Source organism: Cupriavidus sp. R6-3, from assembly GCF_059772245.1.
In genome coordinates this window covers 1-13,111 of sequence record NZ_JCBAJO010000137.1, presented here as the reverse complement: position 1 = coordinate 13,111, position 13,111 = coordinate 1, and the positions used below count along the sequence as shown (strand labels likewise).

The following is a 13,111-nucleotide window of genomic DNA, read 5'->3' as shown; positions in this document are numbered from 1 at the left end:
CCGCCGCGCACGCAGAATCTGCTGGTGCAGCGCCTCCGTTTCCGCCTCGGGCGACACGCCCAGCTCCCGCTGCAGCGCGATCCGGCACAGGCGGTACTGCTTGAGCGCCAGCGCCTGCCGACCCTGCCGGTCGTACAGCCGCATCAGCGCCCGGTGCACCGACTCCTGCAGGGCATCGAGCGTCAGCAGGCGCGTGGCGCAGGCGATCGCGCGATCGAGCTCGCCCGCCTGCTCGTGCCGATCCATCAGCCGCGCCAGCGCCTGCAGCGCCAGCCCGCGCAGCCGTTCGCGCTCGACCGCGAGCCAATGGTCGAAGGTCGGCGCGGCGGCATCGAATCCCTCGAGCAGATCGCCGCGATACAGCGCGACGGCGGCCTCGAGCGCCTCCGGGGTAGCAGCGCGCAGATGGTCTTCGAAGGCCACCACGTCGACCGCGACGCCGCACAGCGCCACCCGGTCGGCATCGGCCAGCACCACGGGATATCCCTCCACCGCGCGGCGCACCGCGCTGAGTGCCTGGCGCAGGCTGGTGCGTGCCTGCTCGGCATGGCTGTCGGGCCAGAGCAGCGCGGCCAGCTTGTCGCGCGGCTGCGGCCGGCCGTCGGCCAGCGCAAGATAGGCCAGCACCGCGCGCGCCTTGCGCGCGGACAGGGGGATGGGAGTGCCGTCCGGCGAACTCAGGGTAAAGCCGCCGAACAGATCGAGACGGACCGCCGCCATCGCTTGGGAGTCCTTGCCGTGGCCGATGTCAGAGGCAGGCGCGGCGGCATCGGCTTGCGAAGCTGGCCTGGAAAGCTCTTTTATAGGCCACGGATTGACGCAGCGCGGTACTGCTGCCCCACAACTTTCACGCTTCTTTCACGCCGGCGCGCACGGCCATATCACGGCGCCCCCCTAACCTCGCTACTGCCCCGCCTCCAAGACTCTCCAATGGCGAGGCCAGCCGCGACGCCCGCCGGCCGCATGATGCGGCGCAGACAGCGACAAGACCACCGGGCTGCTGGATTGCGCATTAGAAACAAGGATGACTTCCATGGCACACACCGATTCCCGGCACCTGCAGGTTTCGTCGGGCAATAGCCGTTCGATGGAGCGTTTCGAATCCGCCCTCGAACTGTTGCAGGGCTACTACGGCGATCCGCTGACGATGATCGACGAGACCCTGGCCGAAGACCCCGAGTTCGTGATGGGGCACGCACTACGCGCGGGGATGTTGATCACCGCCGGCGATGGCGCGGTCGCGCCGCTGCTGCGCCAGACCGTCGAGGCCGCCGAGGCGCTGCACGGCATCGCCAACGAGCGCGAGCGCCGGCATATCGCCGCTGCTCGTGCCTGGCTCGACGGCGAGTTCGCCCGCGCGAACCAGATGTATGGCGACATCGTGATCGATTACCCGCGCGATGCGCTGGCGCTGCAGGTCGCGCATATCACCGACTTCCTGCTGGGCCAGTCGAGCATGCTGCGCGATCGCATCGCGCAGGTGCTGCCGAACTGGAATGCGCGTGTGCCGGGCTTCAGCCATGTGCTGGGCATGCACGCCTTCGGCCTGGAGGAGACCCATCTGTACGAACAGGCCGAGGAACGCGGGCGCTTCGCGCTGGAGCTCGATCCGCGCGATCCGTGGGCCATTCATGCGGTCGCGCACGTGATGGAGATGCAGGGCCGCCCGGACCAGGGCATCGGCTGGCTGCAGTCGCGCACCGAGGACTGGGCCACCGACAACATGATGGCCGTCCATAACTGGTGGCATCTGGCGCTGTTCCACCTCGAGCTCGGCCATGCCGACCAGGTGCTGGCGCTGTACGACGAACGCATCCGTGCCGCGCGCTCCGCGGTGGCGCTCGACGTGATCGACGCCAGCGCGATGCTGTGGCGGCTGCAGCTGCGCGGCATCGACGTGGGCTCGCGCTGGGCGGAACTGGCCGATACCTGCGAGGCGCGCGGCGCGGAGGGGACCTACGCCTTCAACGACGTGCACGCCGGCCTTGCCTATCTCGGCGACGACCGCCCGGCGTCCTTCGCCAGGCTGATGGCGAACATGCGGCGGGCGGCGGCGGGCACGGGTACCAACGCCGCGATGACGCGCGAGGTCGGCCTGCCGGTGATCGAGGCGCTGTACGCGTTCGAGGCCTGCGACTACGACCATGCGATCGAACTGCTGATGCCGGTGCGCCTGATCGCGCATCGCTTCGGCGGCAGCCACGCCCAGCGCGACATCCTGAACCTGACGCTGATCGAGGCGGCATTGCGCGGCGACAGGGCCAACCTGGCCTGCGCGCTCGCGGCCGAGCGGATGGAGCTCAAGCCGATGACGCCAAGCCTGAGCACACTGGTGCAGCGCACCTCGACGCTGTACCGCGAGAGCGCCGAGGCGGCAGGCCGCACACCGGCAGCGCGGGCGGCCTGAGCCGTGCCCGCGGGCGCCGGCGACGCTCCACGCCAACCGGCCTGCGTATCGAATGTATCGAACGTATCGGCACGTGTGGCGCATCGCCGATGCGCCCCAAGACACCGCAGGCGGCCTCGTGCCGCCTGCGGTTTTTTTGGCCCGCCGCCAGGGCTGGCGTATCCTTTGCGTCATCCCCGCCCGGAGCTTCAACATGACACACCCCACCGAACCGGCGCACGGTACGGAGGCTTCAGCCAACGCGGAAGGCACGCCGAAGCAGCTGGAAGCCAAATATCGGGCCCTGGTCGAGGCCATTCAGGACTACGCGATCTTCACGCTCGACGTGTCCGGCAATATCACCAGCTGGAATCGCGGCGTCGCCAAGATCAAGGGCTACGCCGCGCACGAGATCATCGGCAAGCATTTCTCGGTCTTCTATCCACCCGATGCGGTGGCGCGCGGCTGGCCGGACTACGAGCTGCGCCGGGCCGCCGCCGATGGCCGCTTCGAGGACGAAGGCTGGCGCGTGCGCCGGGATGGCACGCTGTTCTGGGCCAACGTCACCATCACGGCGATGTTCGACGAGCAGGGTGTGCTGCAGGGCTTCGCCAAGGTCACGCGCGACATGACCGAGCGCAAGCGGCTGGAAGAGCTGGAACAGTCGAGCCGGCGCATGAGCGAGTTCCTGGCCACGCTGTCGCACGAACTGCGCAATCCGCTGGCACCGATGCGCAACGCCGTCAATCTGATGCGGCTCGAGACGCTGGGCTCGGGCGACCAGCGGGCGCCGCGCGACAGCGCGACGCTGCGCCAGTGCCAGAGCGTGCTGGACCGGCAGCTGTCCCATATGACGCGGCTGGTCGACGACCTGCTCGACATGGGCCGCATCACCTCCGGCAAGGTCGAGCTGCAATACAGCCGCGTGGACCTGGCCGACATCGTCGCGCGGGCGGCCGAAGCCGCCAAGCCAACGCTGGAGCGGCGCAGGCAGTGGCTGGATTTGCGGGTGCCCGGCCAGATCGCGATGCGCGCCGATCCGACCCGTCTGATTCAGGTGCTGCAGAACCTGCTGTTGAACGCGTCGAAGTTCTCGCCACCGGGCAGCCGGATCGCGATCGAGTCCGAGCTGCAGCCGCAGGCGGTGGAACTGCGCGTCAGCGACGAAGGCATCGGCATTCCCGCCAGCGAGATCGACACCATCTTCGACCTGTTCGTGCAGCACAAGCACGGCAAGGTGTCCGACGAGGGCGGCCTGGGCATCGGCCTGTCGCTGTGCCGCTCGCTGGTGGAGCTGCACGGCGGCTCGATCCGTGCGAGCAGCCCTGGCGAAGGCATGGGCAGCACCTTCACGATCCGCTTGCCGCTGGGCATCGAGAGCGCCGACGAAAAGCAGGATACGGCGGTGCCGCTGCCGGCCGGCGCGCTGCGGGTGATGGTGGTCGACGACAACCGCGATTCCGCGGACAGCCTGGGCATGCTGCTGCAGGCGATGGGGCACGAGGTCCATATCGCCTACGACGCCGAAGGCGCTATCGAGATCGCCGGCAGCTTCGTGCCGCAGCTGGCGCTGATCGATATCGCGATGCCCGTGGTCGACGGCTTTGCGCTGCTGCGCGGACTGAAGAACATGCGGGGCTGGTCCGGCACCGTGTTCGCCGCGATGACCGGCTTCGGCCAGCCGAGCGACCGGGCCGAAACCAAGGCGGCGGGCTTTCACTTCCATATCGTCAAGCCGGTCGAACTGCCGAAGCTGCAGATGCTGCTGGCGATGGTCGAGCAGGGCACGGTCGCCGGCGCCGGCCCGGCCGGCAATTCGCCGCCGGCGGCATAGTCGGCGTCCGGGCCAAGGCGCAGCGGCCTGCCGATCAGGTGGGACCGCTACGCCAGACCCGCCTCCTTGCCCTCCCCGCCCTCCCTGCCCTCCTTTCTCCCTCCTCCCTCCTCCTTCCCCGTTCTTCCTCTCCCCACGTACGCCGCCGGCCTTCCGAGCGCCGGTGCGGCTTCGCGTCGCCGTTTGCCGTGGCCCCGCTCCGGTAGGCGTAAACCCGGAGCCGTCCACAAATCGCTTGACCGGTTAATTCACGGATATAAACTGCGATTCATCATTTCGAATTTGAAGATCGCTTCCGCGACTCCATACCGAGGCTTGCCCGTGCCAGACCGCCCCACTTACTTCGTATCGCTCGACGACGTTCCCGGCTATCACCCGGCCAACCACGTCGGCACCCTGAACCGCCGCCTGATCGGCCCCGAAACCGTCGGCGCGCGCCATCTCGAGGTGGTGCACGGCACCATCGAAAAGGGCAAGGGCGCGCTGCCGCATGCGCATCCGGGCATCGAGCAGGTCTGCTACCTGCTCGAGGGCCGGGCGCTGGCGGAGGTAGGCGGGCAGCGCCGCGAGCTCGGCCCGGGCGACTGCTGCTTCTTTCCCGCCGATGAGATGCACGTGTTCACGGTGGTCAGCGACGAGCCGGTCAAGGTACTGGTCATCTATTCGCCGCCGTACGAGGAATCGCCGGAACGCGTGGTGCGGCCCGACTGAGCCGCGCCCAACCCTGAGCCCGCGCAGTCGGGCCATCCCACCATAACGAGGAGACAGACGATGAACATGCTGACCAGGCAGGGCTTGGGCCGACTATTGGGACGCACCGCGGCCGCCGTGGCGATGGCGCTGACCGTGGCCGCGCCCGCGGCGCTGGCAGACACCTTTCCTTCGAAGCCGATCAAGCTGGTGGTGCCGTTCGCCGCCGGCAGCGGCACCGATGCGGTGGCCAGGCTGACGGCCAAGTATCTCGGCGAGTCGCTCGGCCAGTCGGTCGTGGTCGAGAACAAGCCGGGTGCCAACGGCACCATTGCCGCCGAATACGTGGCCAAGGCCGCGCCGGACGGCTACACGCTGTTCATGACGACCAACACCACGCACTCGGCCAACCCGTCGCTGATGAAGCAGCTGCGCTACGACCCGGTCAAGGACTTCACGCCGGTCGCGCGCATGGGCAACCTGCCCTTCATGCTGGTCGTCAGCCCCTCGCTGCCGGTCAAGACGCTGCCCGAGTTCATCGCCTACGCCAAGTCGCATCCGGGTCTGTCCTATGGCAGCGGCAACAGCACCGGCATCGTCGCCGGCGCGACGCTGGCGCGGATGGCGGGCCTGAACATGCTGCACGTCCCCTACAAGAGCACCCCGCCGGCGATGACCGACGTGATCGGCGGCCAGATCCAGCTGATGTTCGTCGACTTCGCCGCCGGCATCGCCAACGTCAAGGCGGGCAAGCTGCGCGCGCTCGGCGTGACCACCGCGCAGCGCAGCGAACTGCTGCCCGAGGTGCCGCCGCTGGCCAGCGTGCCCGAGCTCAAGGGCTTCGATATCACGTCGTGGAACGGCGTGTTCGCGCCGGCGGGCACGCCCGCGCCGGTGGTCGAACGGCTCAATCGCGAACTGGTGGCGATCGTCTCCAACAAGCAGCACGCCGCGCAGTACTACGCCTTCGGCTTCGAACCCTTCGGCAGCACGCCGGCCGAGCTGGGCAACTTCGTCACGGCGGAGCTGCGCAAATGGTCAAGGCTGGTCAAGGACGCGGGCATCCAGCCCGAATGACCGGCCATCGTGCCGCGCCGTGACGCCGCGCCGATGCACGCACCCACGCGGCACCCACGCGGCACCAACGCGGCACCAACGCGGCACCAACGCCCACACTGACGCCGCATCAGCGGCACTAGCGCGGCACCAAGCCGCCACGCCCCCACCGAACAACAGCCGCAACACGAGGACAGCGACGTGAATTTCGAACTCTCGGACCAGCAGACCGCCATTGTCGAAGCGGTGCGCACGGTCTGCTCCCGCTTCGACATGGAATATTGGGACCGGCTCGACCGCGACCACACCTTCCCGCACGATTTCCACGCGGCGATGTGCGAGGGCGGCTGGCTCGGCGTGGCGATGCCGGAAGCGCTCGGCGGCGCCGGTCTCGGCATCCTCGAGGCGGCGCTGGTGATGCAGGCGATCTCGGAATCGGGTGCCGGCATGAGCGGCGCCTCGGCGGTGCACATGAACGTGTTCGGCCTGAATCCGGTGGTGGTATTCGGCTCGCCCGAGCAGCAGTCCCGCTTCCTGCCGCCGCTGATCGCAGGCCGCGAGAAGGCCTGCTTCGCGGTAACCGAGCCCGACGCGGGGCTCGACACCACGCGGCTGAAGACCTTCGCGCGCAAGGTCGACGGCGGCTATCAGGTCAGCGGCCGCAAGATCTGGATCTCGACCGCGCAGGTCGCCGACCGCATGCTGCTGCTGGCGCGCACGCGGACGCTGGAATCGGTCGGCAAGCCCACGGAAGGCCTGTCGCTGTTCTACACCGCGCTGGACCGCAGCCGCATCGAGGTGCGCGAGATCGACAAGATGGGCCGCGGCGCCGTCGATTCGAACATGCTGTTCATCGACGAGCTATTCGTGCCGGACGAAGACCTGATCGGCGAGGAGGGACGCGGCTTCGAATACATCCTGCACGGGCTCAATCCCGAGCGCATCCTGATCGCCGCCGAGGCGGTGGGCCTGGGCCGTGCGGCACTGGCGATTGCCACGCAATACGCCAAGGACCGGGTGGTGTTCGGCCGGCCCATCGGCGCCAACCAGGGCGTGCAGCATCCGCTGGCACAGGCGTGGATGCAGCTCGAAGCGGCCAACCTGATGGTCATGAAGGCGGCGGCGCGCTACGACGCCGGCCTGCCCTGCGGCGCCGAGGCCAACACCGCCAAATACCTGGCCGCCGAAGCCGGTCACAACGCCTGCCAGACCGCGATCCTGACGCTTGGCGGCATGGGCTACTCGCGCGAGTACCGCGTCGAGCGGCTGCTGCGCGAATCGTATATTCCGCGCATCGCGCCGGTCAGCCCGCAGCTGATCCAGTGCTTCATCGCCGAGCGCGTGCTCGGCCTGCCGAAGTCGTACTGAACCGCATTGAACCGAACTGAACCCCGGAGCACAACGCGTGATGGATCACGGCATGACAAATTCGCCCTGGGACACGCCTGACACCAACGCCACCGCCGCCACCGGTCCGCTGGCCGGCGTGCGTGTGGTCGACATGACCTCGGTCGGCATGGGCCCCTATGCAACGCAGATCCTGGGCGACATGGGCGCACAGGTGATCAAGGTCGAATCCCCGGAAGGGGACGTCTTCCGCCATGCGGAGCCGGCGCGGCATCCGAACATGGGCGCGGCCTTCCTGAACCTGAACCGCAACAAGCGCTTCGTCGTGCTGGACCTGAAGCGGCCGGACGACCTGGCCGCCCTCAAGCGTCTGCTTGCCGAGGCGGACGTGTTCGTCTCCAACGTTCGCCCCGCCTCGCTGCGCAAGCTCGGCCTGGACTACGCGTCGCTGCGCGAAGACCATCCGCGCCTGATCTATTGCGGCGCCTACGGCTATGCCGAGGACGGCCCGTACGCGGGGCAGCCGGCGTTCGACGACATCATCCAGGCGCGCAGCGGCCTGGCGCAGTTCCAGGGCGCCAACGGCGACCAGGGCCCGCGCTACGTCAACACGATCCTGGCGGACAAGGTCGCCGGACTGACCGTCGCCTATGCGATTCCGATGGCGCTCTATGAACGCGAGCGCTCGGGACAGGGCCAGGCGATCGAGGTGCCGATGTTCGAGACGCTGGTGTCCTTCCTCGCGGTCGAGCAGCTGGCGGGCCGCACCTTCGTGCCGCCGCTGGGCGACGCGGGCTACGGGCGCGTGATGTCGCCCCATCGCAAGCCCTACCAGACCGCCGACGGCTATCTGGCGCTGCTGCCGTACACCAGCGCGCAATGGGCCCGCTTCTTCGCCGTGGCCGGGCGCCCCGAGCTCGCCGCCGATCCGCGCTACGCCAGTCCCGCCGGCCGCAGCGCGCATATCGATTCGTTGTACGCGACGCTGGCGGACATCGTGCGCACCAAAACCACCGCGCAATGGCTGGACCTGCTGCGCGACGCCGACATTCCGCACAGCGAGGTACCGCGCTTCGACAACGTGCTGGACGACCCGCACCTGCGCGCGACCGGCATGGTGTTCGAATACGCGCATCCAAGCGAGGGCCAGCTGCGTGCGGTCGGCATTCCGACCCGCTTCTCGCGCACGCCGGGCAATATCCGGCATTGGCCCGAGCCGCTGCCCAGGCGCAGGATGGATGCCGCCACGGACGCGGCCAACGATCCCGCCTAGCGTCGGCGCAAGCCGCGGCGGCGCCCGCCAAGGCCTTACACTGTCGGCCTTGCGCAGCATGCCCCCGATCAACAGGCCGACAGGAACAAGCAGATGACCGCCGTGGAGCCCGCCGACAAAGCCGCGAGTTCGAACGTCAAGACCGCGCTGCGCGTGGTCGAGATCATGGAGATCTACGCGCGCGAAGGACGCTCGCTGACGCTGACCGAACTGGCCAGGCTGCTTGGCGCGCCGATGTCGAGCTGCCTCGGCCTGATCCGCACGCTGGCGGCGCTGGGCTATCTGTACGAGACCGGACGGCGCCAGGGCTATTACCCGACCGGCCGCCTGCTGGCGATCGCGCAACGCATCGCCGCCAACGACCCGCTGCTCGAGCGGGTGCAGCCGGTGCTCGAATCGCTGCGCGACGAGACCGGCGAGACGGTGATCTTCGGCAAGCTGCAGGACGACGGGCGCGTGGTCTATCTCGACGTGGTCGAGTCCAGCAATCCGGTGCGCTACATCGCCACCGCCGGCGAACTGCGGCAGGCCCATACCAATTCGATCGGACGCGCGATCCTGTCCGCGCTGCCCGCCGCGGACCGCGACGCACTGCTCGCGCGGGCCTCGTTCGCACCGCTGACCGCCCGCACGCTCGCGTCGCGCGAAGCGCTGGAGGCCGAGCTCGAAATCTCGCGCGAACGCGGCTGGGCGCAGAACTTCGGCGAGTCGCTGGCCGACCTCGGCGCCGTCGCGGTGCCGCTGACGCTGGCCGGGGTGGTCTACGGCGTGTCGGTGGCCGGCCCGATCCACCGGGTCGAGTCGCGCGCCGCCGACATCGCAATGCCGCTGCGCACGGCGATACGCGCGCTGCAGGGCTAGCCCCCCCCCCGCTACCCCCGCTACCTCCGCTACCTCCGCTACCTCCACTACCCCCGCTACCCCCGCTACCTCCGCTACCTCCGCTACCCCCGCCTCCCGGCGCCTCCCGGCGCCTCGCCGCTGCCTCTCCCCGTGCGACACCTGTCGCATTCCGGACGCGACACCTGTCGCATGCCGCGACGGCGTCGCGACGCACCGGCCGCCATCCCATCGCCTCCGAGCGTCCCGCACCGCCCCTGACCCACCCTCCCCGATCCGCCGCGAAGCCGCGCCACACAAGGCGTTGCGGCCACCGGCCCAGCTCGGTCTGTCCCCCGCCGTCCCCCCACTTTCCCGCACTGGCATCGCGCTTGCAATGACATGGCAGCCGCGGCGCCCGCCGCACCCGCGCTTCCCCACGCGGACACGGGCGCCTCGCCAAGCGAAAGAAACAGGAGACACGACGATGGAACCGACCACGGACCAGTTGCTGTGGATGTACGAAAAGATGGTCGAGATTCGCCATTACGAGGAGACGATGGCGAAGGTGTATCTCGAAGGAAAGCTGCCGCCCAAGATCCAGAAGGGTCTGGCCTTCGATATCGGTGCCGGCCCGGTGCCCGGCGAAATGCATCTGGCCGCGGGCCAGGAACCGGTGGCGGTCGGCGTCTGCGCGCATCTGCGCACCGAGGACACCGTGGTCGGCGCCCACCGCCCGCACCACTTCGCGATCGCCAAGGGCGTGCCGCTGAATGAAATGACCGCCGAGATGTTTGGCAAGGTCACCGGCCTGGGCCGCGGCAAGGGCGGCCACATGCATTTGTTCCACCCCGAAACCAAGTTCTCGTGCAGCGGCATCGTCGGCGCCGGCGCGCCGCAGGCCTGCGGCGCCGCGCTGGCCGCGCGCAAGCTCGGCAAGGACTGGGTTGCCATCGCCTTCTTCGGCGAAGGGGCGGCCAACCAGGGCGCCTTCCATGAGGCGCTGAATCTGGCGGCGCTGTGGAAGCTGCCGGTGCTGTTCGTCTGCGAGGACAACAAATATGGCATCTCGGTCGAGAAGTCGGCTTCGACGTCGGTCGACAGCAATGCGGTTCGCGCCGCCGGCTACGGCATACCCGGCGTACTGGTGGATACCAACGATGCGGTTGCGGTGTTCCGCGCGGCCGGTGTCGCGGTCGCGCGCGCGCGGCGCGGCGAAGGGCCCACGCTGATCGAGGTCAAGACCGACCGCTACCTGGGCCACTTCCAGGGCGATCCGGAAACCTACCGGCCGAAGAACGAAGCGCAGACGCTGCGCCGCAACGATCCGATCGACCGGCTCGGCAAGCAGCTGCGCGAACAGGGCCTGCTCGACGACGAGGCCGATGCCGCGCTGCGCCGGCAGATCGTCGAACGCGTCGACGCCGCCTATGCGTTCGGCCGCGAAAGCCCCTACCCCGCCCCCGAGGAAGCGCTGCAGCACGTGTTCGCGTGATGGCGGCCCCGCTGGCCAACACGAAACGCCACCCGCTGCCCGCAATGACAGGAACAGGAGACAACCAGATGCAACCCAACGACACCCACGCCTCGGTCGAGCCCGCACAGGCCGCCCGCAAGCTGACCATGGCGCAGGCCATCGCCGAGGCCATCGGCCAGGAGATGGAGCGCGACCCGAGCGTCTTCGTGATGGGCGAGGACATCGGCAAGTACGGCGGCATTTTCAGCGCCACCACCGGACTGCTCGACCGCTTCGGTCCCGAGCGCATCATGGACACGCCGATCTCGGAGACCGCCTTCATGGGCGCCGCGATCGGCGCCGCGGCCGAGGGGCTGCGCCCGATCGCCGAGCTGATGTTCGTAGACTTCTTCGGCGTCTGCTTCGACCAGATCTACAACCACCTGGCCAAGAACACCTACATGTCCGGCGGCCGCGTCAAGCTGCCGGCCGTGGTGATGACCGGCATCGGCGGCGGCTACAACGACGCGGCCCAGCACTCGCAATGCCTGTACAGCACCTTCGCGCATATGCCCGGCATGAAGGTGGTGGTGCCGTCGAACGCCTACGACGCCAAGGGCCTGATGATCGAGGCGATCCGCGACGACAACCCGGTGGTGTTCTGCTACCACAAGGGCATCATGGGCCTGTCGTGGATGTCGTACTTCGAAGGCAGCACCACGGCCGTCCCCACCGAGGCCTACACGATTCCGTTCGGCAAGGCGCGCGTGGTGCGCGAGGGCCGCGACGTGACCATCGTCACGCTGAGCCAGATGGTGCAGAAGTCCGTGCTCGCGGCCCAGCAGCTGGCGCAGGAAGGCATCGATGTCGAGATCATCGACCTGCGCACGCTGGTGCCGCTCGACAAGGAAACCGTGCTCGAGTCGGTGGCGAGGACCGGCCGCCTGCTGATCGCCGACGAGGACTATCTGAGCTACGGCCTGTCCGGCGAGATCGCCGCGATCGTGGCCGAGCATCTCGACACCCTGTCGATGAAGGCGCCGGTGCGCCGCCTGGCCGTGCCCGACGTGCCGATCCCGTTCAGCCGTCCCCTCGAGAACTTCGTGATCCCGCAAGTCGACACGATCGCCGCCAGCGTCCGCGCGCTGATGCAACCCACCCAGGAACTGAAGCGAGAAGCAGCATGACCGACGTAACGATGGCAGACGACGTGTGGGCCGATGTCGAGGAAGGCACCGAGGCCCTGTTGCAGGACTGGCAGGTCAATGTCGGCGACAGCGTCGCCGAGGGGCAGACGCTGGTGGTAGCCGAGCTGGTGAAGACCACGCACGAGATCGTCGCGCCGGTGGCCGGCCGCATCGCCGAGATCCTGGTGCAGTCGCAGGACACCTTCGCGCGCGGCGCCGTGCTGGCGCGCATCGAGGAGTAGACCATGGCCGAAGCCTCACTGACGCTGGCGGCGGAGGACGGAACCGCCGCGCCCGCGTCCCCGCCCGGGCCCACCCGGCAGACCATTCCGCTGACCGGCATGCGCGGCGCGATCGCGCGCGGCATGACGGCCGGCTGGCAGATCCCCCGGGTCGCGCATTCGCTCGAGGCCGATGTCAGCGCAGTCGATGCGAAGCGCGCCAGGCTGCAGGCGGAACTGGGCGACAGCGTCAAGCTCACGCTGACCGCCTACGTGCTGCGTGCCGCCGCGCTGACGCTGCGTGCGCATCCCCGGCTGAACGCGCGCGTCTCCGACAAGGAGATCGAGCTGATGCCGGACGTCAATATCGGGCTCGCGGTGAGTCTCGACGACGGCCTGGTGGTGCCGGTGCTGCGCGAGGTCGATCGCAAGCCGGTCGAGGAGATCGCCCGCGAGGCGCGCACGCTGGCCGAGGGCGCGCGCAACGGCACGCTGAGCGCCGGCGCCTACCAGCGCGGCACCTTCACCATCAGCAACCTGGGCATGACCGAGGTCGAGCGCTTCACGCCGATCCTGCACGCGCCGCAGGCGGCGATTCTCGGCGTCACGCGCGTGATCCGGCGCGCCGTGGTCAAGGACGACTGGATCAGCATCGCGCCGATGATGGGCCTGCACCTGGTGTTCGACCATCGCGCCGTCGACGGCTACCCGGCCGCGGCCTTCCTCGGCGACCTGAAGCGGCGCCTCGAATCCGCGGAAGACCTGTGATGGCCGCGCTCGCCCCGACCCTCGTCACCGCGACGCCGCACGCCGAGCAGGCGTGGAACGCGCGGCAGCTGGCC

The 13,111-nt window shown here is 68.9% G+C and carries 12 protein-coding genes; 11 read left to right on the top strand and 1 reads right to left on the bottom strand.

All coding sequences use genetic code 11. The annotated features are described in order from the left end of the window. On the bottom strand, window positions 1-720 hold a 720-nt coding region (locus AC6EI8_RS18225), incomplete at its 3' end, for an AfsR/SARP family transcriptional regulator (RefSeq protein WP_498382548.1). Window positions 721-1,033: 313 nt separating this feature from the next. On the opposite strand from AC6EI8_RS18225, the gene AC6EI8_RS18220 reads away from it, so the two are divergent. The 11 genes from AC6EI8_RS18220 to AC6EI8_RS18170 all read left to right on the top strand — a co-directional run bounded on the left by AC6EI8_RS18220 (window position 1,034) and on the right by AC6EI8_RS18170 (window position 13,037). Then, window positions 1,034-2,407: a tetratricopeptide repeat protein gene (locus AC6EI8_RS18220; RefSeq protein ID WP_498382547.1), complete on the top strand. Its 1,374-nt coding sequence runs from the start codon at window positions 1,034-1,036 to the stop codon at window positions 2,405-2,407. Between the two features lie 193 nt (window positions 2,408-2,600). After that, complete coding sequence (locus AC6EI8_RS18215; protein ID WP_265633539.1) at window positions 2,601-4,220, top strand: PAS domain-containing hybrid sensor histidine kinase/response regulator; 1,620 nt, start codon at window positions 2,601-2,603, stop codon at window positions 4,218-4,220. 321 nt (window positions 4,221-4,541) lie between these two features. Then, entirely contained in the window at window positions 4,542-4,931 is a 390-nt protein-coding gene (locus AC6EI8_RS18210; protein ID WP_149318451.1) for a cupin domain-containing protein, read from the top strand. 60 nt (window positions 4,932-4,991) lie between these two features. Further along, on the top strand, window positions 4,992-5,987 hold the full coding sequence (locus AC6EI8_RS18205; protein WP_370639511.1) for a Bug family tripartite tricarboxylate transporter substrate binding protein: 996 nt from the start codon (window positions 4,992-4,994) through the stop codon (window positions 5,985-5,987). A 180-nt stretch (window positions 5,988-6,167) separates the two neighbouring features. After that, on the top strand, window positions 6,168-7,334 hold the full coding sequence (locus AC6EI8_RS18200; RefSeq protein ID WP_149318452.1) for an acyl-CoA dehydrogenase family protein: 1,167 nt from the start codon (window positions 6,168-6,170) through the stop codon (window positions 7,332-7,334). A 52-nt stretch (window positions 7,335-7,386) separates the two neighbouring features. Then, window positions 7,387-8,586, top strand: coding sequence for a CaiB/BaiF CoA transferase family protein (locus tag AC6EI8_RS18195; RefSeq protein ID WP_226106779.1), 1,200 nt, complete (start codon window positions 7,387-7,389; stop codon window positions 8,584-8,586). Between the two features lie 93 nt (window positions 8,587-8,679). After that, window positions 8,680-9,447, top strand: coding sequence for an IclR family transcriptional regulator (locus AC6EI8_RS18190; RefSeq protein ID WP_149318454.1), 768 nt, complete (start codon window positions 8,680-8,682; stop codon window positions 9,445-9,447). Window positions 9,448-9,892: 445 nt separating this feature from the next. Continuing rightward, window positions 9,893-10,900 (top strand): thiamine pyrophosphate-dependent dehydrogenase E1 component subunit alpha, encoded by a 1,008-nt coding sequence (locus AC6EI8_RS18185; RefSeq protein ID WP_149318455.1) that lies wholly within the window; start codon window positions 9,893-9,895, stop codon window positions 10,898-10,900. A gap of 68 nt (window positions 10,901-10,968) precedes the next feature. Next, entirely contained in the window at window positions 10,969-12,048 is a 1,080-nt protein-coding gene (locus AC6EI8_RS18180) for an alpha-ketoacid dehydrogenase subunit beta (RefSeq protein WP_150084833.1), read from the top strand. Further along, window positions 12,045-12,290, top strand: coding sequence for a lipoyl domain-containing protein (locus AC6EI8_RS18175; RefSeq protein ID WP_006578478.1), 246 nt, complete (start codon window positions 12,045-12,047; stop codon window positions 12,288-12,290). Before AC6EI8_RS18180 ends, AC6EI8_RS18175 begins: the two co-directional genes overlap by 4 nt. A gap of 3 nt (window positions 12,291-12,293) precedes the next feature. Next, window positions 12,294-13,037 (top strand): dihydrolipoamide acetyltransferase family protein, encoded by a 744-nt coding sequence (locus tag AC6EI8_RS18170; RefSeq protein ID WP_265633538.1) that lies wholly within the window; start codon window positions 12,294-12,296, stop codon window positions 13,035-13,037. Window positions 13,038-13,111 lie beyond the last annotated feature (74 nt).